This is a genomic window from Streptomyces sp. CNZ301, assembly GCF_004217425.1.
In genome coordinates, this window is record NZ_SHLG01000001.1 from 283,255 (window position 1) to 308,839 (window position 25,585).

The 25,585-nt window shown below is 71.2% G+C and carries 21 protein-coding genes; 10 read left to right on the forward strand and 11 right to left on the reverse strand.

What is annotated here, in order from left to right; all coding sequences use genetic code 11:
- Positions 1-273: 273 nt before the first annotated feature.
- Complete coding sequence (locus EV375_RS01255; protein WP_130297783.1) at positions 274-1,758, forward strand: SpoIIE family protein phosphatase; 1,485 nt, start codon at positions 274-276, stop codon at positions 1,756-1,758.
- Positions 1,759-2,006: 248 nt separating this feature from the next.
- Positions 2,007-4,226 (forward strand): glycoside hydrolase family 15 protein, encoded by a 2,220-nt coding sequence (locus EV375_RS01260; RefSeq protein WP_207227960.1) that lies wholly within the window; start codon positions 2,007-2,009, stop codon positions 4,224-4,226.
- Positions 4,227-4,443: 217 nt separating this feature from the next.
- On the opposite strand, the gene EV375_RS01265 is transcribed toward EV375_RS01260, so the two are convergent.
- Positions 4,444-5,976 carry a DNA-binding protein NsdB gene (locus tag EV375_RS01265; protein WP_130297784.1) on the reverse strand — a complete coding sequence of 511 codons (1,533 nt, stop codon included), beginning with the start codon at positions 5,974-5,976 and terminating at the stop codon, positions 4,444-4,446.
- 240 nt (positions 5,977-6,216) lie between these two features.
- Here EV375_RS01265 and EV375_RS01270 point away from each other — a divergent pair, with 240 nt between their 5' ends.
- Complete coding sequence (locus tag EV375_RS01270; RefSeq protein ID WP_130297785.1) at positions 6,217-7,383, forward strand: aminoglycoside phosphotransferase family protein; 1,167 nt, start codon at positions 6,217-6,219, stop codon at positions 7,381-7,383.
- Positions 7,384-7,586: 203 nt separating this feature from the next.
- Entirely contained in the window at positions 7,587-9,710 is a 2,124-nt protein-coding gene (locus tag EV375_RS01275) for a peptidoglycan recognition protein family protein (protein ID WP_130297786.1), read from the forward strand.
- Positions 9,711-9,851: 141 nt separating this feature from the next.
- Here the strand turns inward: EV375_RS01275 and EV375_RS01280 are convergent, their stop codons facing one another.
- The 6 genes from EV375_RS01280 to EV375_RS01305 form a co-directional block, all read right to left on the reverse strand.
- On the reverse strand, positions 9,852-10,349 hold the full coding sequence (locus tag EV375_RS01280; protein ID WP_055488785.1) for a hypothetical protein: 498 nt from the start codon (positions 10,347-10,349) through the stop codon (positions 9,852-9,854).
- Between the two features lie 367 nt (positions 10,350-10,716).
- Positions 10,717-10,947: a DUF397 domain-containing protein gene (locus EV375_RS01285; RefSeq protein ID WP_055488784.1), complete on the reverse strand. Its 231-nt coding sequence runs from the start codon at positions 10,945-10,947 to the stop codon at positions 10,717-10,719.
- A 115-nt stretch (positions 10,948-11,062) separates the two neighbouring features.
- Positions 11,063-11,578, reverse strand: a complete 516-nt coding sequence (locus EV375_RS01290; protein WP_130297787.1) for a VOC family protein — start codon at positions 11,576-11,578, stop codon at positions 11,063-11,065.
- A gap of 90 nt (positions 11,579-11,668) precedes the next feature.
- Positions 11,669-12,388, reverse strand: coding sequence for an alpha/beta fold hydrolase (locus tag EV375_RS01295; protein WP_130297788.1), 720 nt, complete (start codon positions 12,386-12,388; stop codon positions 11,669-11,671).
- 192 nt (positions 12,389-12,580) lie between these two features.
- A complete protein-coding gene (locus EV375_RS01300) occupies positions 12,581-14,242 on the reverse strand; it encodes a phytoene desaturase family protein (RefSeq protein ID WP_130297789.1) in 1,662 nt (553 codons plus the stop codon).
- 37 nt (positions 14,243-14,279) lie between these two features.
- Positions 14,280-15,044, reverse strand: coding sequence for an MgtC/SapB family protein (locus tag EV375_RS01305; RefSeq protein ID WP_486588218.1), 765 nt, complete (start codon positions 15,042-15,044; stop codon positions 14,280-14,282).
- A gap of 561 nt (positions 15,045-15,605) precedes the next feature.
- Between EV375_RS01305 and EV375_RS01310 the strand changes: the two genes are divergently transcribed.
- The 6 genes from EV375_RS01310 (at position 15,606) to EV375_RS01335 (ending at position 21,688) form a co-directional block, all read left to right on the forward strand.
- Positions 15,606-16,562, forward strand: coding sequence for a hypothetical protein (locus tag EV375_RS01310; RefSeq protein ID WP_130297791.1), 957 nt, complete (start codon positions 15,606-15,608; stop codon positions 16,560-16,562).
- A 206-nt stretch (positions 16,563-16,768) separates the two neighbouring features.
- A complete protein-coding gene (locus tag EV375_RS01315; protein ID WP_130301522.1) occupies positions 16,769-18,220 on the forward strand; it encodes an amino acid permease in 1,452 nt (483 codons plus the stop codon).
- A gap of 71 nt (positions 18,221-18,291) precedes the next feature.
- Positions 18,292-19,218, forward strand: coding sequence for a GNAT family N-acetyltransferase (locus EV375_RS01320; protein ID WP_130297792.1), 927 nt, complete (start codon positions 18,292-18,294; stop codon positions 19,216-19,218).
- A gap of 305 nt (positions 19,219-19,523) precedes the next feature.
- Entirely contained in the window at positions 19,524-20,516 is a 993-nt protein-coding gene (dhaK, locus tag EV375_RS01325; RefSeq protein ID WP_130297793.1) for a dihydroxyacetone kinase subunit DhaK, read from the forward strand.
- A 76-nt stretch (positions 20,517-20,592) separates the two neighbouring features.
- The gene (gene dhaL, locus EV375_RS01330) at positions 20,593-21,225 is read left to right on the forward strand and encodes a dihydroxyacetone kinase subunit DhaL (protein WP_130297794.1); all 633 of its coding nucleotides are present in this window, start codon (positions 20,593-20,595) and stop codon (positions 21,223-21,225) included.
- Entirely contained in the window at positions 21,218-21,688 is a 471-nt protein-coding gene (locus EV375_RS01335; RefSeq protein WP_130297795.1) for a PTS sugar transporter subunit IIA domain-containing protein, read from the forward strand. The genes dhaL and EV375_RS01335 overlap by 8 nt, the downstream gene beginning before the upstream one ends.
- Before the next feature lie 22 nt (positions 21,689-21,710).
- Here EV375_RS01335 and EV375_RS01340 read toward each other — a convergent pair whose 3' ends face one another.
- From EV375_RS01340 to EV375_RS01355, 4 genes are all read right to left on the reverse strand, one after another.
- Positions 21,711-22,367: a DUF309 domain-containing protein gene (locus EV375_RS01340; RefSeq protein WP_486588219.1), complete on the reverse strand. Its 657-nt coding sequence runs from the start codon at positions 22,365-22,367 to the stop codon at positions 21,711-21,713.
- A gap of 94 nt (positions 22,368-22,461) precedes the next feature.
- Entirely contained in the window at positions 22,462-23,700 is a 1,239-nt protein-coding gene (locus tag EV375_RS01345) for an FAD-dependent oxidoreductase (protein ID WP_130297797.1), read from the reverse strand.
- Positions 23,701-23,799: 99 nt separating this feature from the next.
- Positions 23,800-24,924, reverse strand: a complete 1,125-nt coding sequence (tal, locus tag EV375_RS01350; protein ID WP_130297798.1) for a transaldolase — start codon at positions 24,922-24,924, stop codon at positions 23,800-23,802.
- A gap of 104 nt (positions 24,925-25,028) precedes the next feature.
- Positions 25,029-25,511 carry an NUDIX hydrolase gene (locus EV375_RS01355; protein WP_130297799.1) on the reverse strand — a complete coding sequence of 161 codons (483 nt, stop codon included), beginning with the start codon at positions 25,509-25,511 and terminating at the stop codon, positions 25,029-25,031.
- Between the last annotated feature and the right edge of the window lie 74 nt (positions 25,512-25,585).

Consider the following 25,585-nt stretch of genomic DNA (forward strand, 5'->3'; position numbering starts at 1 on the left):
TTCCGTTGACCAGCATCCTTGCCCTTGCGAGCCGTTCTACTCCTTGCCGGGGGCGGAGGGAGAAGCGGAATGGGCGGACCGCTCCGTCCCGTACGGGCCGTGAGCCTACCGGCACCCTCCGCCCGGCCCGACCGCCGCACGCGCTCCGGGCGGGCTGACCGGCGACATATGTCCGCAGCACCACCGGATCGGGTATCGCGAAACCACTTACGGCCGGTCGCAGCCTGTGCAACAGTCGTAACCGAGCCCTCACTTCCCGTATCGGAGACCTCGATGCCCTCCCACGTCGATGCGGACCGTCCGGCCCAGCCGCCCGAACGCGGAGTGCTGGACGCCCTCATCCGGCAGGCCAGGCATCTGCGCGGTGGCATCGACGCCGTACGGCCCCGCGCGGCGGACGAGGACGCGGAGGGGGCGGAGGACCCGGCACGGCGCTGGCAGCGCGCCCTGTGCGATCTCGCGGCCCACCAGCTGGACGACCTCGGCGAACATCTCGGCCGGCTCCGCGCGGGCGCACCTTCCCCGCCGGAACCGGACGGGGCCGGCACCGGCCGGGCCGCATCCGGTTCCGGCGGGCCCTCCGCGCTGACGAGCCGGGTGGGAAGCGCGGAGTGGAACCTGCTGACCGACGAGGTGTCCTGGTCGGAGGAGCTGTACGGCATCTTCGGCCGCGCACAGGAAGACGGCCCGCTCTCCCTGGACGAACTGCCCTCGTGGGTGCTCCCCGACGACCAGCCTCTGCTGGCTGCCGCCGTGACCGACTGCCTGGTCGACGGAAGGCCGATCGACCGGGAGTTCCGGATCATGCGTCCGGACGGTGCCGTGCGCACCCTCCACCTGCTGGGCGAACCGGTGCTCGACGGCCAGGGCGGCACCGCCGCCATGTGGGCCGTGCTCCGGGACGTCAGCGAGCTGCGCCGCAGCGAACTCGCCGTGCGCGAGATCCATGAGACGGTGCGCCGCGAACGTCACGCCGCCCGTGCCGAGCACAGGCTCGCGGTGGAGCTGCAGGAGACGGTGCTCCCGCCGTGGCGCGGCTCCTGGCGCATCCCGCACAGCGGTCCCGGCCACGTCCGTGACGCCGGTGCCGGGCTCGCACTCGACATCGCCTCGCACTACCTGCCCTCCGCGGCGAGCGCCATGATCGGCGGCGACTGGTACGACGCGCTGGAGCTGCCCGAAGGCGCCACCCTCCTGTCCGCCGGGGAGCTCACGGGTCACGGAGTCGCCGCCGCCTCCGGAATGGCGATGCTGCTGGGCGCGGTCCGCGGCATGGCTTTCGCGGGGGTGGGGCCGGGCCCGCTGATGGGGCATCTGAACCAGCTGCTGGAGACCTCGGCGCAGCCGGCTCTGGGCAGCGCGGTGTGCTGCCGGTACGAGGCCCGCGACCGCACCCTCACCTGGTCGCAGGCCGGCCACCCCTCGCCGGTCGTCTTCCGGGGCGGCACGAGCAGGGTGCTGCGCCCGCCCCAGGGAGTGCTGCTCGGTGCGACCTCGGGCACCGCGTACGGGCAGAGCACCGAAGTGCTGGAGCCCGGCGACGTGTTGGTGCTGCACACGGACGGACTCGCCCCGCGCGAGGGGCTGATGAACGCCACGGACGCGCAACGCGGCGCGCCCGGACGGCTGCTGGACCTCGCGGACCGTTTCGCCTCGGCGGGGTCCGCGCAGGAGTGCCTGCGCACGGTCATCGAGGAGTTCGGCGACCGGGACCGCACGGACGACGCCTGCGTCCTGGTCGCCCGTGTGACCGGCTGACTCAACTGCCTTTGCTCACAGCCTCGTTGTGGCGTGCGGAGCCAGTACCACATGCCGGACGGCACAGAAGAAAACACCCGTGTGCGTTCATTTCTTGGAGTCAGATCACTCTCTCTTGACGTCGCCTTCTTCCGCGACGAAGCTTTCGCTCACCCGAAACGTGGCCGTCCGACCAAGCGGCTTCACGTGGTGAACTCACCGAGGGGCGCCGGTCGATCGCCCCGTTCCTCTCCTCGACTGGAGGATGTGTGCGTACCAATTCCCGTCGGAACTTCCTGCGAGCAGCGCTGGTCGGCGCGTCGGCCATCGCCGCACCCGTCCCGCTGGCCGGCGTTGCCCGGGCCGGGGCCGAGGGCGCAGGAGCCGCCGCCAGCCCCTCGGGGGAGGCACCCGGGGGTCCGGGAACGAGCGCCGCGTTCGCACCCGCGGACAAGACCGGCTTCGGAACCTCCCGTACGAAGGAGAGCCCCGTCTGGTTCACCCTGCAGGGCGGCAGGATGAGCGAGACGTACTACCCGGACCTCAGCACCCCCGCAAGCCGGCAGACGCAGCTGGTGATCACCGACGGGAAGACGTTCGCCGAACGCCTCAGCGACGGCGAGGCCCGCACCGAACTCTGCGGCGACGGCGGGGCACCCGGCTACCGGCTCACCAGCAGGGGCACCGGCTGGCGCGCGGTCACGCGGTACGTCACCGACCCGGAGCGCGCGAGCGTGCTCATCGATGTCGAGGTGCGCTCGGAGACGGGCGCTCCCCTGCAGGTGTTCGTCCTGCACGACCCGTCGCTGTCCGGAGAGGGCAACGACGACAGTGCCTTCCCGCAGGGCGGGGCGCTGGTCGCGGAGGACAAGCACGCGGCGAGCGCGCTGGTCGCCCAGGACGGGTTCGCCGAGTCCACCGTCGGCTACCTCGACGTGAACGACGGCTGGACCCAGCTCTCCGAGAACAACGGACGCCTGAAGCACCGCTACGCCACGGCCGGCCCCGGCAACGTCGTGCAGCTCGGCCGGCTCCGGATGGACGGGCGCGCCCGGACCCGGCAGACGGTCGTGCTCGGCTTCGGCGAGCAGGCCGCGGACGCCGTCCGCACCGCGAAGCGATCGCTGCGGCGGGGCTTCGAGGCGGCCGACGGCGCGTACGAGCGCGGCTGGCTCGCATACCTCGCGGGTCTGCCGAAGGCCCCCGGATGCCTGCGCTCGCCCTCCGACCAGGCGCTGTACACGGCGTCGGTCGTGACGCTGGCGGCCGGCGAGGACAAACGCAACCCGGGCGCCTTCATAGCCTCCCCGTCGATGCCGTGGGCGTTCGGCACCGACCGCCACATCGCGCCCGAGACCGGCTCGTACCACCTTGTGTGGGCCCGCGATCTCTACCACATCGGGACGGGACTGCTCGCGGCCGGCGACCGCGACGCGGCGGACCGGGCGATGGACCATCTGCTGCGCACTCAGATGCCCGACGGGCACTGGTCGCAGAACCACAAGGTCGACGGCACACCGTTCTGGACGAACATCCAGCTCGATGAGACCTCGGCGCCCATGCTGCTCGCCTGGATACTCGACCGCCACGACGAGAAGACCCTGCGGCACCTGCGCCGCGGCGCCGACTTCATCCTGAAGTTCAAGAGCGAGGAGGGCTACAGGGCGCCCTTCAGCCCTCAGGAGCGCTGGGAGGAGCAGAGCGGCTACTCGCCCTCCACCATCGCCTCCGCGATCGCGGCGCTGGTATGCCTCGCGGATCTGATGCAGCGTGGCGGACAGGCCGCCGACGCCGCCAAGTACCTCGCGGCCGCCGAGAAGTGGCGGGAGTCGCTCGACGGCTGGACGGTGAGCACCAACGGCCCGCACTCCTCCGAGCCTTACTATCTGCGGCTGACCAAGGACGGCAAGCCGAACGCGGGCACGGCGTACGAACTCGGCAACAACAACGAGGGCAAGGCCGACCAGCGCAGCGTCGTCGACGCCGGCTTCCTGGAGCTCGTACGGCTGGGCATCAAACCCGCCGACGACCCGGTGATCCGCAACTCCCTCGAGGTCGTGGACCGCGAACTCGCCGTGGACACCCCCTCCGGCCGCCACTGGCACCGCTACAGCGGCGACGGCTACGGCGAGCAGCCCGACGGCGAGGCCTGGACCGTCGACCGTCCCGAGGTGAAGACGACCTACGGCCGTGTCTGGCCGATCTTCTCCGGTGAGCGCGGGGAGTACGAACTCCTCTGCGGGGACCGGCAGTCGGCGGAGAGGCGGCTGCGCGACATCGCCGCCACGGCCGGCGAGACCCTGATGCTGCCCGAGCAGGTCTGGGACGACCGGCCCCCGGTCCCGGAGGTTCAGTCGGGCAAGGGCACGGCGTCGGCCACGCCGCTCGCGTGGACGCATGCGCAGTACCTGCGCCTGGCGTGGTCGCTGGAGCGCGGAACGCCTGTGGAGTACCCGACGGTTGTCGCGGAGCGCTATCTGCACGGCTGACACGGACTGCACGGCTGACCCGGGACGCCGCCCTGCCGGACGTGGCCCGCTGTGCGGCCGGACGCTGCCACGGCGCACCGGCGCCGCGGGCTTGCCTCCGACCCCCGCGTGACTGCCGGCGCGGGGCGGCGCCCTCAGCGGCGGTGGCCCGGCCGCACCGGCTCAGGGCATCTCGCGGACCCCCAACCGGCCCGGCCTGCACGGGGATTGCTGACGCTCACACCGAGCGCAGCCCCCTGCTCCCGGGCAGCCGGACCGGCTTGGGCTCACCCGAGAGCCGGGGCGTCCTGGGCTGCTTGGGCAGCACGTGCTGGATCTCCTCCCGCAGGTCGTCGACAAGGCCGTGGCCCGCGTACTGACCTGTGAGCCGGTACATCTCCCGCAGCCTGTCCCACGTGCGGTGCGAGGAGTTCTCACCGATGCTGACGACGGCCAGGCGCGCGTAACGGTCGGCCTGTTCGGGCTCGTCGGCGATGAAGTAGGCCGAGGCGAGCGAGATCCAGTCGAAGATCTTCGAGCGCTGCCGCCCGTCGGCCCGCAACTCGAGGGCGCGCATGGCGTGCGCCTCCGCCGCACCGGCCGCGGACGGCTCGTGCTCGGCCAGCGTCCGGAAGGCCAGCGCCTGCATGCCGTGCAGATCGGCCTCGTCGAACATCTGCATCCAACTCGGCGGCGGCACATCGCCCTTGTCGGAGGCGAACAGCTCCTCGGCCTCCCCCAGAGTGCGCCGCATCTCCTGCCCCTGGCCCATCGAGGCCTGTGCCCACGCCTCGATGGTGTGCAGCATCGCCCGCGTACGAGGCAGGGTCTCCTCCCCCGAGCCGGACCGGGCCAGTTTCATCAGGTCGAGCGCGTCGTCCGGCCTGCCCAGGTGCACCATCTGCCGTGCGGCACGCGAGAGCGCCTCGCCGGCGCGCGGCCGGTCGCCGCCCTCGCGCGCCGCGTGCGCGGCGATGACGAAGTACTTCTGCGCAGTGGGCTCCAGGCCGACGTCGTGCGACATCCACCCGGCGAGCACCGCGAGGTTCGCCGCCACGCCCCACAACCGCCGCTGTAGACGCTCGGGGTGGCGGTAGGAGAGCATGCCGCCCACCTCGTTGAGCTGGCCGACGACCGCCTTGCGCTGCAGTCCGCCGCCCCGTGCGGCGTCCCAGGCGCGGAAGACCTCGACGGAGTGCTCCAGCGCCTCGATCTCCTGCGATCCCACGGGGGCCGCGTCGTACCTGTCGATGGCTGCCTGGTCCGCATGGCGGGCAAGACCCGGGAAGCCGGACTGCGGAACGCCCGCGGCGGAGCCCGGGTCGCCGCGGAGCCAGTCGTACATGGCACTGCTGAGTGCCGATCCTGCGGTGAGCGCGGCGCCCGCGCCCACCAAGCCGCGTCGGTTGAGCATGAGGTCCATTCCCGTGAATTCGGTGAGTACCTCGGCCGTCCGCTCGGGTGCCCACGGCACTCCGTCCAGTCCGGACTGCTGCCGTCTGGCCGACTGCCCTGGCCTGCTGAACCCGAGGTCCTCGATGGTCACGACACGGCCGAGTCGCTCGGTGAAAAGAGCCGCCAGCACCTTCGGCACCGGATCGCGCGGGGTCTCCCCCATGTCGATCCAACGCCGCACCCGCGAGGTGTCGGTCGACAGCTGAGCGTGGCCCATGGCCACCGACTGCCGGTTCACCAGCCGCGCGAGCTCGCCCTTGGACCAGCCGGCGAGGCCGAACAGGTCCGCGAGACGGGTGTTGGGTCCCTTTGTCACGTCAAGCCCCCAGGTTCTCGGCTGAGTTGACAGTAACCCCCGCTCAACTGCCCTGCGACCATTCGCCAGGGTTCGCCAGGGTCCGCCAGATGGTGTGCCACCCGCGCGCCGGTGTGCTGTAGAAACGCGCCACCCCGGTCCCGTCCGGAACGGCCAGGCATTCCCCAGGGTGCCGGGCCGCCGTCCGGTCGGGCCCGGACGGCGCGCGACCCGTCGGCGTACGAAGGGACCCTGCTCACCATGCATCCAGCGACGTCCGCCGTGTCCGCACCGCTCCGGCCGTTCGGCGTGCCACCTCACGGTGGCGGATCTCCCGTGGTTCCCGCGGACCCCTCCGCGGCGCGGCCGTCCGCCCCAAGGAGCGGCCCCGTGCGGACGCGGCAGCCGGCCGGCGCCGGATCTCAATCCGTCAGCGGGAGGCTGGACTTGTCCGGCCCGAACGGTACGCAGCTGCGTGCGGCCATCGCCTCCGTCCACCGGATCTGCCCCGAGTTCCACCCGGTGCAGGTGCTGCGCCGGGTCGGCCGCTCCGTCCTGGTCTCGGGCACGGCCGGGCGCAACGCCGTCGTCGCCAAGTGCCTGATGGACAAGGCGGAGACGTCCGTCGAACGCTTCCGGCACGAAATAGCGGCCTACCGGGCCTTCGTACGGCACCGGCCCCCGGTGCGGGCGCCGAGGCTGGTGGCGGCGGACCCCGACGAGTGCGTGCTGGTGATCGAGCGCATGCCGGGCCGTGTGGCGGCGTTGCGGCGCCACTTGCTGGACACGCCGCCGCGCGCGGACCTGCGCGCCGCGCTCGGCGCGCTGTGCAAGCTCAACCTCTGGCAGCCGCCGGCGTCGGCCTTCACCCGCCCGATCGACTACCCGTCACGGCTCTCCCGCTGCCACGAGCAAGGCCTGTTGACGGACCGTGACCTCGGGGACCTGCAGACGCTGCTCCACGGGGCCGTCCAGGGGCACGGCACCGGCGGCGTCCCGCCGTGGCAGTTCTGCCACGGTGACGCCCTGCTGACCAACGTGCTGCTCGCCCCGCCGGGCCCCGCCTTCGTCGACTGGGAGCACGCCGGCTGGTACCTGCCCGGCTACGACCTGGCAACGCTGTGGGTGGTGCTCGGTGACGCACCGATGGCCCGCCGGCACATCAGCCAGCTCGCCCAGGCTCAGGGCACGGCCGCGAGGGACGCCTTCCTGGTGAATCTGATGCTGGTGCTGACGCGTGAGATCCGTGCGTACGAGTCGGCCATCCAGCGCACCATGCGTGATCCCGCCCCTGCCGCCGGGCCTGCGGGCCAGGAACGCCCCGGCGCCATGGCAACCGGCGAGCAGCAACGACTGCTGCTGCGGCGGCTGCACGACGACTGCGGTCTCGCGAGGGGTGCGGTACGTGCGGCGGTGGGCACGCGGTAGGGCTGCCGGCGAGCGGGGGTTCCGGCCCGTATCCGCTCGTCACCTGCGGGGCGTCACCGGTCTGGACAGGTGACGCCCCGCAGGCGGTGCCGGCGCCCCCGCGCTCTCCCGAACACACCACGCTGACGTGCGACTTCTCCTTCTCTCGCGGTCATTGACGGATGGTCGGGCAACCGATACCTCTGAGGCCTGCTCGCACTTGCATGCGACGAGCCCCGACCGAGGAGGCCGCATTGCCCGGATCACCCGGAAGTTCTGGTCCCGTTCACGAAGCTCCCGACCCGCTCAGACGCCTCGCCCGTGGTGCGTTCGGCAAGGGCGTGCCACGCACACGCCGCTCGCGTGCCCTGTGGGCCGCCGGCACCGGCGTCGCCGCGACGGCCCTGCTGCTCCCGTTGGTATCGGCCGGCCCGTACGCGACGGCGGAGCAGCGCGGCACCTCACGCCTTCAGCAGCAGTTCGCGGATGCCGCCGGGGACCACCACGTCCCTGAGAGCGTGCTGCTCGGGGTGTCCTACCTGCAGTCCCGGTGGGACGCTCACGACGGTGCCCCCAGCGTCTCCGGCGGGTACGGACCGATGCACCTGACGGACGCCCGCACGGCGCTGGCCCGGTCCGCCGCCGCGCACGGCGGCCACTTCGGCTCCGGCTCGGAGGACCCCCGCGGCGACACGGCACGTCCGGCGCTGAAGACCGCCGCGGCCAGTGACGGCGACGAAGCCCTGAAGCCCGGCGACCTGCCGGCCCGGCTTCGCACAGCCGAACGGGCGGCGAAGCTGACGGGCCTGACCAGGAAGGAACTGCGCGAGTCCACGGCCGCGAATCTGCGGGGCGGCGCCGCGCTGCTGGCGGCCGCTCAGAAGAAGCTGGGACGTCCGCTCAGTCCGGACCCGGCGGACTGGTACGGCGCGGTGGCCTCCTTTCCGGGCGCGTCCGAGCGCGGCACCGGAACGGCGTTCGCGGACGACGTCTTCGACGTGATGCGCTCGGGCGAGCAGCGCACCACGGACTCGGGCCAGCGGGTGCGGCTCGACGCCGACCCCTCTTTGCGTGCGGACCCCTCACAGGCGGACGGGACCGGGCAGGCGCAGCTCCGCTCCGCGTCCGGCCAGAAGCCGGAGTGCCCCCGCAGCGTGTCGTGCGAGTGGCTGCCCGCCCCGTACGAGGAGTACACGGACGATGACGGCAACCCGAACTACGGCAACCACGACAAGGCCCGCAGGCCCGCCTCCGCCTCGGTCGACTACATCATCGTGCACGACACCGAGGGCAACTGGGACACCGTGATGGACCTGATCCAGGACCCGAAGTACGTGTCCTGGAACTACTCGCTGCGCTCCTCCGACGGTCACATCGCCCAGCACGTACGGGGCAAGGACGCCGCGTGGCACGCGGGCAACTGGTACGTCAACGCCAAGTCTGTCGGGCTCGAGCACGAGGGTTTCCTCACCGACCCCGACGCCTGGTACACCGAGGCGATGTACCGCTCCTCGGCCCGCCTGGTGCGCTACCTCGCGGACAAGTACGACATCCCTCTGGACCGGCAGCACATCCTCGGCCACGACAACGTGCCCGGCGTGACCACCGCCAACATCCCCGGCATGCACACCGATCCGGGTCCCTACTTCGACTGGCAGCACTACTTCACGCTGCTGGGACGGCCGTTCGTACCGAAGGGCGCACCGGACGGCAAGCTGCTGACCATCAGGCCGGACTACCGCAAGCACCGCCCGGAGTACACCAAGTGCGACGACTCGGGCGACCCCTGCCCGGCACACGGCTCGGGCGCGGTGCGCCTGCACACCGCGCCCGACGCGGACTCGGAGCTGGTCCAGGACACCGGGCTGCACCCCGGCGGGAAGTCCACCACCGGCGTCAACGACACCGGCGCCCGGGCCAGCACGGGCCAGCAGTACGCCGTGGCCGGCCGCAAGGGCGACTGGACGGCGATCTGGTACCTCGGGCAGAAGGCCTGGTTCCACAACCCGAAGAAGCTGCCCACGGCGGTTCCCGCCCGGGGCAAGCTGATCGTCCCCAAGGACGGCAAGGACGAGATCCCGGTGTACGGGCGGGCCTACCCGGAGAAGGAGGCCTACCCGGAGGGCATCCCGGCGCAGGAGCTCTCGCCGCTGCCTTACAGGATCAAGGCGGGCCAGGCGTACGCAGCGGGGCTCAAGACGCGCGGTGAGTATCTCTACGCCAAGGAGTTCGACCCGGAGGCGGAGAAGTTCAAGGTGGTGCGCGGCGATCTCACGTATTACCAGATCCAGCTGGGGCACCGCGTCGCATTCGTCAAGGCGGATGACGTGAAGGTGACCCGCTCCTGACGGAACCGGCTCAGGGAGTGCGAGAGGGGCCCGGCACCTCGGCCGGCACCGCCAAGGTGCCGGCCGGGGCTGCCGGGCTCCTGTCGCGGGCACGGGCTGTTCAGTACCGGCCGGCGCCGGCCCGTGACGGCCGGGAGTGGGTCAGTGCTGGAACATCTCGGCGGGCAGCGGCTTCAGCAGCGCGTAGAGGTCGTTGGTGATGGGACGGTCCCAGCTCGCGATGGTGACGAGCACCCCGTCGCTGCGGTCGAACTGCACGCACGAGACGCGCTCCTCGGAGCACTTCACGCGGCGCACGATCAGCAGGTTGTCCTCGTGCATCACCGGATCGTCCTCGACCCCGGTGACTTCGATCGCCTCGTCGTTCTCCAGCGCCGCCATCAGCTGCGCCACCTCGAAGGGAACCTGGCTGCCGGTGACCTCGCGGGCCGGTGAGCCCTCCGGCAGGTTGCCGATGATCATCGCCGGGCCGCGGCCGCCGAACAGGTCGTAGCGCAGGAAGACGCCCTGGCAGGTGCCGTCAGGTGCGGGCAGCAGGCCCGCACCGAGATTGCCGGGCCAGTCGGTCGGGTCCATGGCCAGGACATCGAAGTCCGGACCTGCGGGCACGGACGCGCTGCGACGGCGGAGGAACGACATGCGGACATGGTACGTCCCACGGCGTACCTCTCCCCGGGGGCGTCTCATCATGGTCACGGACCCGTCACGGCCACCGGTCCGGAGCCCCTGCGCCGTGCCGGCACCTGGCCCGGAGGCGGGCGGTCCCGGGCCGGCCGCCCCGGAGGTGCGGGACGTCACCATGACGGCGCAGACGGCGCCCGGCAGCGGCACTCGACTCCGGGGCCTTCCGGCCGGTCCGGCGGGGCGGGCGCCTTTCGCGGCCGACCGGTGGACAGCCGCGGCCCGCATCCGGGCCCCCAGCCGTTGCGGCGCAACGGCTCACGGCGACCTGTGAGGGTGAACTGCCGCAGTGCGCGGGGGTGTTGGGCTTCGCCGCAGCGGAGTGTCAGGTGAGGTCGAAGCGTCCGTCGCGCGCACCGAGCACGAACGCGTTCCACTCCCCCGGCGAGAAGATGACCGCCGGGATCTCGGGTGTGCGGCCGTTGCGCATCGCGATGTAGCCCTCCACGAAGGCGATCTCGACGCCGCCCATCTGCTGGGTGCCCGACTGCCAGCGGGCGTTGGTGAGATCGAGGTCCGGCCTGGTCGCGGTGCTGGTGGTGGTGCGCTCGGCCACGTGCGCTCCTCCTGTTTCTCTCATCGGAAGGGGCTTCAGCGTAACGAGCGGCGAGGGGCAGCGGACAGAGCTGTGGCGACGTGGATTGCGCCGGCGGCCGGTCGGACGGGAACCCTCAGACGATCTTCTTGCCGTTGAAGATGCCGAGGCGCTCCCGGTACAGCTCGACAGGCACGCCGTTGGGGTCCTTCAGGTACAGGCTCTCCTCGACGCCGCGGTCCGGTCCGGCGTACTCGATGCCCGCGGAGTCGAGGGCGCTGCGGGCCGCTGCGTGGGCTTCGTCCGTCATCGACAGCGCCAGGTGCTGTACACCGCCGACGGTCTCGGCGAACTCCGGGTGGTCGTGGCCGGGGAAGTCGAAGAAGCCGAGCAGGTTGCCGTTGCCGATGTCGAAGAAGAAGTGCGTGGAGCCCCTGTAGTCGCGGTTCTCGACCAGTTCGACGAGGGGGAAGCCCAGCAGCTCCTGGTAGAAGCGGATGGTCTCCTCCACGTCCCGGCAGATGAAGGCGACGTGGTGGACGCCGGCGGCTGTGGTGGCGGGCCGGCCGGGGGCGGCGCGCAGATAGCGTTCCCGCAAGGTCTCCCGCCGGGCGCGCAGTTCCTCCAGTGCCGATCCCTCGGGCTCAGCCATCACGGACCTCCCTGCAGAAGTGATTTGCTCTTCAACAATCACTGTAGAGGTGTGCGGTGCCGCTTTGCGAGCCGCCACGGGCACGGGCGGTCACCGTGCCGGGGCGCCGCCCGCCAGGAAGGTCTGCACGGCCGCGGCGAATTCCCTGGGACGCTGCTCGTGCACCATGTGCCCGCCGTCCTCGATGGTGACGAAGGTGCCGAGGGGGATGCGCTCGGCCACGGCCACCATGTCCTGCTGCGGCAGGTGGCTGCCCGGGCCGCCGCCGATGACGAGGGCGGGCGAGGTGATGTCGCTCAGCTGCCGCCACCATCGCGGGTCGGGCTCGTTGCGCTGCCGGTTCCACTGCCTTCTGACCTCGAAGTCGAACAGCGGCCGCTCCGACGGAAGTCCGGGGATCTCCCGGGGCGGGTCGAGCGGCAGCAGCGCCGCGGTCTCCTCCAGCACGAGCCGTTCCACCCGCGCCGGGTGCTCCCCGGCGAAGATGCCGGCGACGACCGAGCCGAAGGAGTGGCCGATGAGGACGACGCGTTCCAGGCCGAGTTCGTCGAGGAACGACCTCAGGTCCTCGCACAGCAGGTCCAGCCCGTACTCGCCCGGCCAGTCGCTGCGGCCGTGGCCGCGCAGGTCCGGTGCGTACAGCGGGTGCTCGGCGGCGAGTTGGGCGATCAGGGGGCCGCGCCAGTCCTCACCGTCCTCACCGAGGCAGTGCAGCAGGACGACGGGCGTGCCCTCGGCGCTCTCGGTCCCCCAGGTCCGGTAGGCGATCTGGATGCCGTTGGCCCGCACCGTTCGGACTTCATCACTCATACGGACGACGCTAGTGCACCCCGTCCCCGAACCCGTGCTCCCGATGACGGGCGAGTCCAACTGCGGCGGCAGCAGCGAGGGGAGCAGACGACGCCGGGCAGAAGGCCGGCGACCGGCGTCGGTGCAGGCATCGCCGCCGCCGTCCGAAGCGCTGCCCGGCGGCCCGGCCCGGCAGCGCCCGGACCGGAGCACTCACCGCACCTGCGCCGCTGCCCGGCCGCCCTCCGCTTCCAGCACCGCCATCGCGGCGTTGTGCCCGCCGATGCCGCTGACACCGCCACCGCGTACCGAACCGGCGCCGCAAAGAAACACGTTGGGGTGCGTCGTCTCCACTCCCCAGCGTCCACCGCCCTCTTCGGCGGCCCACGGGAAGGAGAGGTCTCCGTGGAAGATGTGGCCGCCCGGCAGCCGCAGTTCGCCTTCGAGGTCCCGTGGAGTCTTGGCCTCGATGCACGGCCTGCCGTCGGCGTCGTGCGCGAGGCAGTCGCCGACGGGCTCCGCCAGGTGACGGTCGAGTTCGGCGAGTGTGCGGGCAAGGGCCGCGTCACGCAGGGCGTCCCGCTCGGACGCGCTCCCGGCGTCGAAGCACTCGGCGGGAGTGAGCAGCCCGAACAGCGTGAGCGTCTGGAAGCCTTCAGCGGCCAGTTCCGGGGCCAGGATGCTCGGATCGGTGAGGGAGTGGCAGTACAGCTCGGAGGGAGGCGCCCCCGGCAGTTCTCCCGCCGCCGCCTGCCGGTGGGCCTCCGCCAACTGTTCGTACCCCTCCGCGACATGGAAGGTGCCCGAGAAGGCCTCCCGCGCGTCGACGGCGGCGTCCTTCAGGCCGGGTAGGCGCCGCAGCAGCATGTTGACCTTCAACTGCGAGCCGCTGACGGGACTTTCGCCGCGCCGCCCCGCGCCGGAAGCTGCCGCCTGCTCCTCGCCGAGCATCTGCGACAGCGCCTGTGGTGAGGCGTTGACCAGGACGCGGCGGGCCGCCACCGTGCCCTCGCCGTCGGCGGTGCGGTAGCGCACCTCGGCGGTCGTGCCGTCGGTGTCGATGCGCTGCACCGTGTGCCCGGTACGGATCCGGGCGCCGGCGGCGCGTGCGGCGTCGCCGAGGGCGTCGGTGAGCGCCCCCATGCCGCCGACGGGCACGTCCCAGTCGCCGGTGCCGCCTCCGATGACGTGGTAGAGGAAGCAGCGGTTCTGCAGCAGCGACGGGTCGTGCGCATGGCTGAAGGTGCCGATGAGCCCGTCGGTCAGCACCACGCCCCGGACCAGGTCGTCGGTGAAGTACTCCTCGACGGCCTCGCCGAGCGGGCGCTCGAACAGCGCCTCCCACGTGTCGTCCTCGCCGATCCGCCTCTTCAACTCCTCGCGGGTGGGGAGCGGTTCGGTGAGGGTGGGAAAGACCTTCTGGGCGACTCGCTGCGTCATGGTGTAGAAGCGCTCCCACGCCGCGAACTCCCTCTCCCCTCCGGTGAGCCGGGCGAAGGACTCCCGTGTGCGGGCCGTGCCGTCGCCTACGAAGAGCCCGGTGGGCCGCCCGTCGCGCACGGTCGGCGTGTAGGAGGAGACGCCGCGCTTGCGTACGGCGAAGCGCAGCCCGAGGTCGTCGATGATCCGCTGCGGCAGCAGACTCACCAGGTACGAGTAGCGCGAGAGCCGGGCGTCGACACCCCGGAAGGTCTGCTCGGAGACGGCGGCTCCGCCGGTACGGCCCAGGCGTTCGAGCAGCAGGACACGCTGGTCGGCACGTGCGAGATACGCGGCGGCGACGAGGCCGTTGTGGCCTCCACCGACGATGACGGCGTCGTATGCGGAGGAGTCGTCGGAGGCGTTCGGCGATGTGGCGCGGGAGGCGGCAGGCATGCTTCTTCGTAGCATGTCCCGGGCTCCGGCCACACGTTCATTCCTCCGGATCGGAGTCCGTCGTCACCTCCATGCCCAGCACTCCCGCTGTGTGGAACATCTCCGACGCCAGCGTCCGCACGTCCGCCTTGCCCTCCAGCCGGAGCGCCACCCGTGCGGTCTCCCGCGCGTGTGCACGTTCCGCCTCGGAGGCCTCCTCGGGCCGCGGCAGCCTCTCCACACTGACTCCGAGGATGCGGAAACCCCGGTTCGTGCACATCTCCATCAGACGGGGCAGCAGGGCCTCTCCGGTGCGGTAGCGCAGCCGGACCGTGGACTCCGTGAGTGCCGGTCCCGTGGAGAGCCGCGCGGCAACGAGCGGGTAGCCGCGGATGACGAGGAAGTGCAGTGCGGTTGTCACCGCCGCCAGCACGCCGAGGCCGCCGCCGCATGCCATGCCCACGGCACAGGTGAGCCAGACCGTCGCAGCGGTGGTGAGGCCGCGCACGGCGTCGCGGCGCACGAAGATCAGTCCGCCGCCGATGAACCCGATACCCGTGATGATCTGCGAGGCGACGCGGGAGGGGTCGAAGGAGACGTCCTCGGCACCCAGCACGCTGCTGAAGCCGAACTGGGAGATCTGCATCATCAGGGCGCTGGCGATGCCGACCAGCGCGTGAGTGCGCAGCCCGGCGCTCTTCTGACGCGAGCCGCGCTCCCAGCCGATGAGCGTGGAGAGGACCAGCGCCAGGCCCAACTCACCCAGCTGGGACCAGCCCTGATGGTTGTGCACGTCCCACAGTGGAGCGGCCAGCCCCATCACGCGCCTCCTACTGCTCCGATTGGCCCGGAAAATACCAGGAAGTGCATGTTCTCCGGCTCTCCCGACACAGGGAGGGAGCCGGCCCCGGGGAAGCCAGTCACCTGCGCACGGGGCCTTACGCACCCAACTTCCCCGGCATCCAGAGCAGTTCGCTTTTCAACCGTATGCCATTCCTGTGCGAGTTCTTCGAACAGGCCGTCCCGGGAGCGGCTCTTGAAGCGCGGGTCACCACCTGCGGTCCGGCGGATGCGCCGTGCCGCATCCGAGGCGCGCACGACTCCGGCTGGGCACACTCCGCTCAACGCAAAGGGTGACGCCGACGGACTGACACGTGCTCAGCGCATGCCCGGCCCGCCCGCACGACGGGAAATCCGGTGCGGAACGGACAGAGAATGTGACTCCCAACCAGGAGTGATGGGGAATAGTGGTTCCGGTCGCTCATGACGCTGAGTAGGGTGTGCGTTGCTGCCGGGTACCGGACTCGTCCCGGTCGAATTCGGCTTGCCCGAATTACGCATATCTGGACGGCACCGGCAGAGACGGCAGATTCGGCAGGAGAGCATGACCGCTGGCTTTTTCGAGGGGCAGTACGTATGGCACCCCGCGGCCGATGACCGTCAGCTGGCACGGGCCTGCGTGGATGTGCGGGCGGGCCGCTACCTCAGCTCGAACGAGGCACTGAAGGACGCACAGCACAACTTCGGTCTGCGCGCCCACCGTTCACTCGTGCTCGCCTCCGAGGCATGCGACTCCGACCTCGCGGAACGCTGGCTCGCCGAGGAGCCCGGCAGGGAGGCGGCGCTGCTGTGGGCACGGGTCTCCTCGCTGCGCGCGCTGCGCGCGGCCGACGCGCAGGACCGCCACGCCGGCGACCTCGGCCGCATCGCCTTCGCCGCGTGCCAGCGGGCGGCACTGATGGCCCCCAGAGACCCCACGCCGTGGGTCACCCAGCTCTCGCTCGCCCGTCTCCAGCGCCCCCGGGACCCCGCACCGCAAGGACTGCTGACCTCGCCGGAGGGCCCCTGGTCGCTCTTCTCCCACATCCTGCGGCTCGATCCGTGGCACAGGGAGGCCCATCACCGGATGCTGTCCTTCTTCTTCGCCCGCAACGGCGGTTCGGGCAAGGCCGCATGGGACGTTGCCGCGTTCCTCGGCCAACGGGCCCCGGCCTCCTCGGCGTTGAGGCTGCTGCCGCTGGTGGCCCTGATCGAGGAGCACGACCCCGCCTCGCTCCTGGCCGACCGCACCTGGGATCAGCCCCAGTGGAAGGCCACCGCGCTGGGGGCGTACCGGAACTGGCTGCCGGAGGTCACGGGTTACGAGTTCACGCCGGTACTGGACCTGGCTTACCTGGCACACGCACTGGTCATGGCGAACTGCGAGTTCGAGGCCCGTGCCGTCTTCGCGGCGATGGGGCCCTACGCCTCACGGATGCCGTGGAGCGCCTTCGGCGATCCCGAGGAGCAGCTCGGCAAGGCACGTCTCGCCTGCGGTCTCCCCGTACCGGGCTCGCACTGACATGACCCGCCCTTCGGCGCCCTCCTCTGCCGGGGGCCGCCCCCGTACCGGGCCGCCGCGCACAACCGGCACCCGTCGCGGCGACGTCTTATCCGCTGTCCACACAAGAAAGGCCGACCGTGTCCGACTCCGCCTTCGCAGGCCGCACTCGAATACGTCAGCGCGAAGCGCCTGCAACCCTGGACGATGACGCCACGCTGCACGCGATGGGTTATCCACGGAAACTGACGCGCCGATTCCGTGGGTTCGACAATTTCGCGATCTCTTTCACCATCATCAACATCATCTCCGGAATCTTTTCCTCGTTCGGTTTCGGGATGAATGCGGGCGGCCCGCTGGTTCTGGTATTCGGCTGGGTCGGTGTCTCGGTGATGGTTCTCTTCATCGGAGCGTCGATGGGCGAGGTCGCATCCGCCTATCCGACGAGCGGCGCGCTGTATTTCTCCGCGGGAAAACTCGCCAAGAAGAACAAAGGCGCATGGTCCTGGTACACGGGCTGGCTGAACTTCGTCGGGCAGGTGGGAGGCACGGCGGCGACCGGCTACGCGGCGGCCACCTTCATCCAGGCGTTCCTGGCGATGCAGTGGCCGTCCTACGAGGTCACGGGGCAGCGCACGGTCCTCATCACCGCCGTGATCCTTCTGCTCCAGGGCCTGGCCAACACCTACACGGTGCAACTCGTCGCCGTACTCAACCGCGTCTCGGTGTGGTGGCTGCTCATCGGAACGGTGGTGATCGTCGCCGCACTGACAGTGATGCCCGAGCACCATCAGTCCGCGTCCTTCGTGACGCACTTCGCCAACAACACGGGTTTCACGAGCGCCCTTTACGGCGGCATGCTGGGCCTGCTCGTCACGAGCTGGACCTTCACCGGCTTCGACGGCAGTTTCCACATGTCAGAAGAGACGGTGCAGGCAACGGTGAACACGCCGCGTGGCATCATGCGTGCCATCGGTTACTCCGCGATCACAGGTCTCGTCCTCATGCTGGCGCTCGTCTTCGCGATCCGCGACTACGGCAAGGAGGCCGCCGCGGACGCCCCGCCCGTGCAGATTCTCCTGGACGCGCTCGGCACGGGCGCGGCCAAACTTCTGCTGCTCATCGTGATCGGCGCAATGCTCTTTTGCGGTCTGGCCAACATGACCAGCAACACGCGGCAGATCTTCGCCTTTTCGCGTGACGGCGCGATGCCCGGATCCCGCTGGTGGCACTCGGTCTCGCCCCGTACCCGTACGCCCGTGAAGGCCGTGTGGCTCGCCGCGGCGTGCTCCCTGGTCCTGGTCGTCCCGGGCTGGTGGTCGGAGACGGCGTTCACCGCCATCGTCAGCGTCAACGTCGTCGGACTCTTCCTCGCCTACGCCGTGCCCATCTACCTCCGGCTGCGCCTGAGCGACTTCCAGCCCGGGCCGTGGCACCTGGGGCGCTGGGGCAAGCCGGTGGGGATCGTCGCAGTGGCGTGGATCCTCGTCAGCAACGTCCTGTTCATGCTGCCGCACGCCTCGCCGATCACCGCGACGAACTTCAACTACGCCCCGATCGCACTGGCCGTGGTCCTGATCATCGCGACGGTGTGGTGGTTCGCCACCGCCCGGAGGCGCTTCCAGGGCCCCGTCAGCTACGGCCGTCCCGACGAAGTGGCGGCCATGGACCTGATCTGACGCAGCGCCGGCGGGCCGTGCGGTGCCGGTCCGCCGCCCGCGACCATCCAAGGAAAGGACGGACACAAGGCATGGAACCTCTCGGGGACGACGCCTCGCATCAGCCCTCCGCAGCCGGGACCGCCGGGGCGGGCCCACTCCACGGCGGTCACGCCGACGGACTCGGCGTCACGCGCGCCTCGGCCCAGGAATGGCTCCAGGTCGAGGAATGGGCGGCCGAGGAACAGTGGAACCCGGGCCTGGGCGATACGGCCTGCTTCCATCCGACCGACCCCGACGGGTTCTTCCTGGGGCGCCAGGACGGCAGGCCCGTCTCGGCCGTCTCCGTCGTCAACTACTCCGACGACTATGCCTTCCTCGGCTACTACCTGGTCCACCCCGCGCTGCGGGGCAAGGGGGTCGGCATGGCCACCTGGCGGACGGCCGTGCCGCACGCCGGCGGCAGGACCATCGGCCTCGACGCGGTCCCCGCCCAGGAGGAGACCTACCGGCGTTCGGGCTTCGCCGCTGCCTACCGCACGGGCCGCTACGGCGGGCGTCCCGCTTCCCCGGGCGTCCCTTCGCCTTCCGTGGAACCAGTGACGGAGGATCACCTCAAGGCGATCGCCACGTATGACGAGACCTGCTTCCCCGCACCCCGCAAGGCGTTCCTCGGCCGGTGGCTGAGCGCGCCGGGGCACCGCGCGCACGTCTACGTACGCGACGGTGAGCCGGCCGGTTACGGCGTGATCCGGCAGGCCAGGAACGGCCACCGCATCGGACCGCTCTTCGCCGACACCCCGCAGATCGCCGAGGCCGTCTTCGACACGCTCATCGCACACCTCAGCCCGGAGGACGAGGTGCATGTCGACATCCCGGGGACTCACGAAGCGGCCGTCGACCTTGCCACGAGCCGTGGACTGGAACTCGGCTCCGAGACGGTCCGCATGTACAAGGGCGACCCGCCCGGCACTCGCGCGGAGCGCGTCTTCGGCGTCACGAGTCTCGAACTCGGCTGACGGCTGCGGCGCTTCCGGCTCCGTGCCCCGCGAGGAGACCCGCGAGGAGACCCGCCGCAGCACCGGCGCGGACCACCGCGGCGGCCTTCCCGTGCGGCAGGCTGTAGGTGTGCGGCCGCTCAGGGTCCTGGCCCGGGCCCACGGGGACCTCCTGACCGGACGTCAGGCGGTTTCCGGTCACGGCACCCGTCCCGGCGGGGCTGTTGCCCGCGTCCGGGACGGGCGGACGACGCGGTCGCGCTTCCGGCTCCCACCTGTAGTAATACTGGCCAGTGGGACAGTGTTCCGCTCACTCGGAGGTATCAATGAAGATGCTGATCAATGTGCCGGAGAGCGTCGTCGCCGACGCTCTCCGGGGGATCGCCGCCGCGCATCCCGAGCTGACGGTCGACGTGGAGAACCGCGTGGTGGTGCGGCGTGACGCCCCGGTGGCCGACAAGGTGGGCCTGGTCTCCGGAGGAGGATCCGGTCACGAGCCGCTGCACAACGGCTTCGTCGGGAGGGGCATGCTGGACGCGGCCTGCCCCGGCGCGGTCTTCACCTCCCCGGTCCCCGACCAGATGACGCGGGCCGCCGCTGCCGTCGACAGCGGCAAGGGCGTCCTGTTCGTCGTGAAGAACTACACGGGCGACGTCCTCAACTTCGACATGGCCGCCGAGCTGGCCGAGGACGAGGGCATCCAGGTGGGCAAGGTCCTCGTCGAGGACGATGTCGCCGTCACCGACAGCGAGTTCACCGCAGGACGCCGGGGCACCGGCGCGACGTTCTTCGTCGAGAAGGTCGCCGGAGCCCTCGCGGAGGAAGGCGCGCCGCTGGAGCGTGTCGAGGCGATCGCCCGTCAGGTCGCCGACTCCTCCCGCAGCTTCGGGGTGGCACTCGCCCCCTGCACGACACCCGCGAAGGGCAGCCCCACCTTCGACCTGCCCGCCGGCGAACTGGAACTGGGCATCGGCATCCACGGGGAATCCGGCCGTGAGCGCCGCCCGATGATGACCTCCGGCGAGATCGCCGACTTCGCCGTGGACGCCGTGCTCAGCGACCTGGATCCGGACGGTCCCGTGCTCGTCCTCGTCAACGGCATGGGCGCCACCCCCCTGCTGGAGCTGTACGGCTTCTGCGCCGAGGTGCGGCGCGTCCTGGACGAACGCCGGGTGCCGGCCGCCCGCACCCTCGTCGGCAACTACGTCACCTCGCTGGACATGGCGGGAGCATCGGTGACACTGTGCCGGGCCGACGAGGAGATCCTGCGGCTGTACGACGCGCCGGTGAACACACCGGGGCTCCGCTGGGGTTGCTGAAGATGCGTCACGAGCACCGGGCGGGGCCGCGGTCGCCGTTCCGGAAACGGCACCCGGTCCTGAAGAGGGAGTTGTCTTGACCGAACTGACCGATGAGCTGGACGCCGGTATCGCCTTCCGCTGGCTCACCGCCGCCGCCGCTGCCGTGGAACGGGACGCGGACCTGCTCACCGAACTCGACTCGGCCATCGGGGACGCGGACCACGGCACCAATCTGCAGCGCGGATTCGCCGCTGTCGTGACCGCTCTCGGCAAGGATTCGCCCTCGGCGCCCGGGGCCGTACTGGTGCTCGCGGGGCGTCAGTTGGTCTCCAGCGTCGGAGGCGCGTCCGGTCCGCTGTACGGGACGCTGCTGCGCCGCACGGGAAAGGCCCTCGGCGACGCGGAGCGGGTGACGGGCGATCAGCTGGCCGAGGCGCTGCGCGTCGGCGTCGACGCCGTGGCGCAGCTGGGCGGTGCCGCCCTGGGAGACAAGACGATGCTGGACGCGCTCTACCCCGGCGTGGAGGCCCTGACCGCGGGCGGGCCGCACCCCTACGGTGCGGCTCGTACCGCCGCCGGTGAGGGCGCGCTGGCAACCGTGCCGATGCGGGCGCGCAAGGGCCGGGCGAGCTACCTCGGCGAGAGAAGCGTGGGGCACAAGGACCCGGGCGCGACCTCCTCGGCGCTGCTCTTCGCGGCGCTGGCCGAGGCGGTCGCCGATGAGTGAGCAGCACGGGGCCTCCCCCGCCGGCGGGGAGGCCCCGGCCCGGGCCGCGACGGGGAAGCCCGGGCCGAAGGTCGGGATCGTCCTGGTCTCGCACAGCAAGGAGGTCGCCGACTCCGTCGCACGCCTGACCGTCGGGCTCGCCGCCGGAGGTGACAGCCCGCCGGTGGAGGGCGCGGGCGGTGGGCCGGACGGCTCCCTGGGCACCAGCGCGGAACTCATCAGCGAGGCCGCCCACAGGGTCGACGCGGGGGCCGGAGTGGCCATCCTCGTCGACCTCGGCAGCGCCGTGCTGACGGTGAAGGCACTGCTCGCCGAGGGAGACGAACTGCCGGAGACCGCCCAGCTGGTGGATGCCCCTCTCGTCGAGGGGGCGATCGCCGCCGTGGTCGCAGCCGCGGGCGGTGCGGACCTGGCGGCGGTCGCCGCGGCCGCCGAGGAGGCCTACCACTTCCGGAAAGTGTGAGCGGACGGTTCCGCGGGCCGGCTCAGCCCTGCCTGCGGAGGCTGGGAGCCGCCGGGTCCCCCGCCGCCTTTCCGTCCGTGTTCGGCCGGCCTGTCTCCTCCACGCCCTCGGCGGTGGCGCGCGCCCAGTCCGCGAGTCCTGCCACGTCGATGCCGTGAGGGGGAGAACTCCCGTACGGCTCGATGCCCTCGGCGCCCCGCAGCAGCAGCCGTGCGCCGCCCTTGGTGTTCCCGCGAGCGAGGTGGGTGATCCCGACGGCGAGCTGCGCCAGGCCTTTCCACAGTGGCGCTTCCGCCTCGGGCGCGCTCTTCCAGGCGTCCTCCAGCACTTCGTGTGCGTGGAAGGGCATGCCCTCGTCGAGCAGCCGCTGAGCCTCCTCCAGCGTCCGCTCCGGGGTACGCACCACGCCCTCGGGCGCGCGGGGGACGCCCTGTTCGCCGTGCGGAAGGGGCCGGCCCAGCCCGTCGCGCGGCCGCGCGTTGCGGGCCTTGCCCTCGGAGTCACGGTCGCGCCGGCGGGAACCGCGTCCGGAGGCGGCGGTGCGGGTTCCCTGCGGGTCGTGGCCGCAGTGCTCGCAGTCGGGGCGCGAGGAGTCCTCCCGCACCCGGCCGCACTCCTCGCACACCTGGTTGAGCCAGCATGCCGCCTCGCCGCCTTGCTGCTCTTGGCTCTCCTGCACGTGACGCTCTTCTCCCTCGCTGACCAAGTGCACGCCGCTCATCGGCGCCCGCCGCCGAGCACCCGCGGGCCGCCGGCCTCCTCGTCGCCGGTGGTCACCCTTCCGCGAAGACCTCGGTGAGGGGAAGGCCCACATCGGCGAGTCTCGCCGCTTCGACGGGCAGACCGGAAGTCACGAGGGTACGGATCGGATCGGTGACCTCCCAGACGTTGACGTTCATCCCGGCCAGTACCCGGCGCTCCCTGAGCCAGAACGCGATGAATTCGCGGTCGGCGGTGCTTCCCCTGAAGACGACCTGGTCGTATCCGCCCGGTCCTGTATGGCCGGTGTACTCCATGCCGAGGTCGTACTGGTCGGTGAAGAAGTACGGGAGCCTGCCGTAGGTCACGTGCTCACCGAGCATCGATCTGGCAGCCGTGGCGGGCTGGTTGAGTGCGTTGGCCCAGTGCTCGACGCGGATGTGCCTGCCGAGCAGCGGGTGGAGGGCGCCGGCGACGTCGCCGGCGGCCCAGATGTCCGGGTGCGAGCTGCGCAGGGCGGCGTCGACGCGGATGCCGTCCTCCACGTCGAGCCCGGCCTGTACGGCGAGGCCGGTGTTGGGTGTGACGCCGACGCCGACGATCACGGCGTCGGCCTCGATCCGCTCGCCGCCCCGCAGCCGCACGCCGCTGACGCGGCCGTCCTTGCCGGTGATCTCCGTGACGTGTGTGCCGCAGCGCAGATCCACGCCGTGCTCGGTGTGCAGGCCGGCGAAGACCTCGGCGGCCTCCCGGCCCAGAACACCGAGAAGGGGCAGTTCCGCCGCCTCGACCAGTGTGACCTGCACGTCTGCCGAGCGGGCGGCGGCGGCGGTCTCCAGGCCGATCCAGCCGCCGCCGACGACGACAACCCGGGAAGCGGTGCGGAAGGTCTCCTTCAGGCGGTCGCTGTCGGCGAGCCGCCGCAGGTAGTGCACACCGTCGAGGTTCTCGCCCGGCACGGGCAGCCTGCGCGGCGAGGAGCCGGTGGCCAGCAGCAGCTTCGCGAACGGGAGGGAGCTGCCGTCCGCGAGAGTCACCGCGTGGCCACCGGGGTCGACGGACGCCACGGGGACGCCGAGCCGCAGCTCGACGCCGTTGTCCTCATACCAGTCGTGGGAGTGGACGTAGACGCCCTCACGGGGCGATGCGCCCTGGAGGTACTCCTTCGACAGCGGCGGACGTTCGTAGGGACGCTCGTGCTCGTCGCCCACCAGGACGAGCGGCCCGTCGAACCCCCGTTCACGCAGCGCTTCTGCGGCCTTCGCTCCGGCCAATCCGGCTCCGACGATCACGAAGGGGGAGTTCACGGCCATGTTCTGCTCCTCGGTGGCGATCGGGCGGTGCGGCAGGGCACCCGGCGGCGCGGACTCGTTTCCCCGGCTCGGCGGCTCCGCACACGCTGCGGAGGGGCGTCAGGCGGGCCGGCTCTTCGAGGACGCGGTACGCAGTTCCTTCTCCACCGTGCCGAAAACGTCCCGCCAGGAGTCCGAGAATTTCCTTATGCCATCTTCCTCAAGAGTCGTCACGACGTCGTGGTAGGAGACACCCGCCACGTCGAGGTCGTCGAGGATCTGCTGGGACTCCGCGTACGTGCCGTGGATGGTGTCGCCTCTGAGCTCCCCGTGGTCCTCGACCGCGCGGAGGGTCGCCTCGGGCATGGTGCTCACGATGTCCGGTGCGACGAGTTCCACGACGTAACGGGTGTCGTCGAAGGCCGGATCCTTCACGCCCGTGGAGGCCCACAGCGGACGCTGGGGCCGCATTCCGTCCGCTTCCAGTGCCCGCCAGCGGTCGCCGGCACGGGCCTGCTCGAACCGCCGGTAGGCGAGCCGGGCGTTGGCGATGGCTGCGCGGCCGCGCAGCGTCCGCGCCTGTGAACTGCCGATCTTGTCCAGGCGGTTGTCGGTCTCGGTGTCGACCCGGCTGACGAAGAAGGACGCCACCGACGCGATGGAGGACAGGTCGTGACCGGCGGCCCGCGCCCCTTCCATTCCGGCGAGGAAGGCGGAGATGACCTCGTCGTAGCGGTCGAGGGAGAAGATCAGGGTCACGTTGACGCTGATGCCCTCGGCGAGGGCCGCGCTGATCGCTCCCAGCCCCTCGCGGGTGGCGGGAATCTTCACGAAGAGGTTCGGCCGGTCCACCAGCCACCACAGGTCCCGCGTCTCCGCGAGGGTCGCCATGGTGTCGCGGGCCAGCTGCGGCGCCACCTCGATCGAGACGCGTCCGTCCACGCCGTGGGTCGCCTCATGAACGCCGCGCAGGGCGTCACAGGCCCAGCGCACGTCGTAGGCGGTCAGCAGCCGGGCCGCCTCGGCGACGCCGACGCCCCGCCGGGCGAGATCCGCGATCTGCGCGTCGTAGTGGAGCCCGGAGCCGATCGCCTTGTCGAAGATCGTCGGATTGCTGGTGATGCCCACGACGCCCTGCTCGTCCACCAGCCGGGAAAGCCCGCCGCTCGCGAGGCGCTCACGGCTCAGATCGTCCAGCCAGGGAGCCACGCCTTCGCCTGCGAGCCGTTCCAGGGTGCCGGTCATGCTCGTCTCCTCGGGTCGTCTCCCCCGAGCAGCCCTCCACTCCAACGTAACGCCCGGCATCTGCCCTCGGTGGCCCGTGCCCGAGGGGATGGGCCCCGCCCCGGTCAGCTCCGGCCGACCCCCTCGAACCAGGTGGGGCCGTCGCCCGCGGCCTGTTTGATGCGGGTGACGACGGCCTCGCTCATGGGCGGCAGCGCGTCCAGCCCGAACCAGCCCACCTCCAGCGACTCGTCGTCGTTGACCCGGGCCTCTCCCCCGGTGGCGCGGCAGCGGAAGGAGATGTCCATGAACTGGCAGACGTCGCCGTTGGGGTAGGTGACGGGTTCCTCCAACGCCTGCACCGCGACCACTCGTTCGGCGACGCACCGGACGGCCGTCTCCTCCTCGACCTCACGCTGAGCCGCTGCCGCGGGCTGCTCACCCGGCTCGGGGATGCCGCCGATGATCGACCAGTGCCCGGTGTCGGCCCGTCTTCCGAGCAGCACACGCCCGTCGCCGTCGAACACGACGGCGCTCACGCCCGGCAGGTAGAGCAGCTGATGGCCTGCGGCGTCGCGGATCCTGCGGATGAATTCGGGTGTCGCCATGATCCCGAGCCTACGCGGTCGGGCATGTGCCGCCGCCCGTCACCGTTCACCGGAGGAGCATCACTCGGGTACGG

Coding starts and splice junctions, on each gene's coding strand:
- dhaK (WP_130297793.1), top strand. CDS start 19,524: ATGAAGATGCTGATCAATGTGCCGGAGAGCGTCGTCGCCGACGCTCTC.
- EV375_RS01315 (WP_130301522.1), top strand. CDS start 16,769: ATGGGTTATCCACGGAAACTGACGCGCCGATTCCGTGGGTTCGACAAT.
- EV375_RS01355 (WP_130297799.1), bottom strand. CDS start 25,511: ATGGCGACACCCGAATTCATCCGCAGGATCCGCGACGCCGCAGGCCAT.
- EV375_RS01310 (WP_130297791.1), top strand. CDS start 15,606: ATGACCGCTGGCTTTTTCGAGGGGCAGTACGTATGGCACCCCGCGGCC.
- EV375_RS01345 (WP_130297797.1), bottom strand. CDS start 23,700: ATGGCCGTGAACTCCCCCTTCGTGATCGTCGGAGCCGGATTGGCCGGA.
- EV375_RS01275 (WP_130297786.1), top strand. CDS start 7,587: ATGCGACGAGCCCCGACCGAGGAGGCCGCATTGCCCGGATCACCCGGA.
- EV375_RS01255 (WP_130297783.1), top strand. CDS start 274: ATGCCCTCCCACGTCGATGCGGACCGTCCGGCCCAGCCGCCCGAACGC.
- EV375_RS01300 (WP_130297789.1), bottom strand. CDS start 14,242: ATGCCTGCCGCCTCCCGCGCCACATCGCCGAACGCCTCCGACGACTCC.
- EV375_RS01270 (WP_130297785.1), top strand. CDS start 6,217: ATGCATCCAGCGACGTCCGCCGTGTCCGCACCGCTCCGGCCGTTCGGC.
- EV375_RS01320 (WP_130297792.1), top strand. CDS start 18,292: ATGGAACCTCTCGGGGACGACGCCTCGCATCAGCCCTCCGCAGCCGGG.
- EV375_RS01280 (WP_055488785.1), bottom strand. CDS start 10,349: ATGTCGTTCCTCCGCCGTCGCAGCGCGTCCGTGCCCGCAGGTCCGGAC.
- EV375_RS01290 (WP_130297787.1), bottom strand. CDS start 11,578: ATGGCTGAGCCCGAGGGATCGGCACTGGAGGAACTGCGCGCCCGGCGG.
- tal (WP_130297798.1), bottom strand. CDS start 24,924: ATGACCGGCACCCTGGAACGGCTCGCAGGCGAAGGCGTGGCTCCCTGG.
- EV375_RS01295 (WP_130297788.1), bottom strand. CDS start 12,388: ATGAGTGATGAAGTCCGAACGGTGCGGGCCAACGGCATCCAGATCGCC.
- EV375_RS01335 (WP_130297795.1), top strand. CDS start 21,218: ATGAGTGAGCAGCACGGGGCCTCCCCCGCCGGCGGGGAGGCCCCGGCC.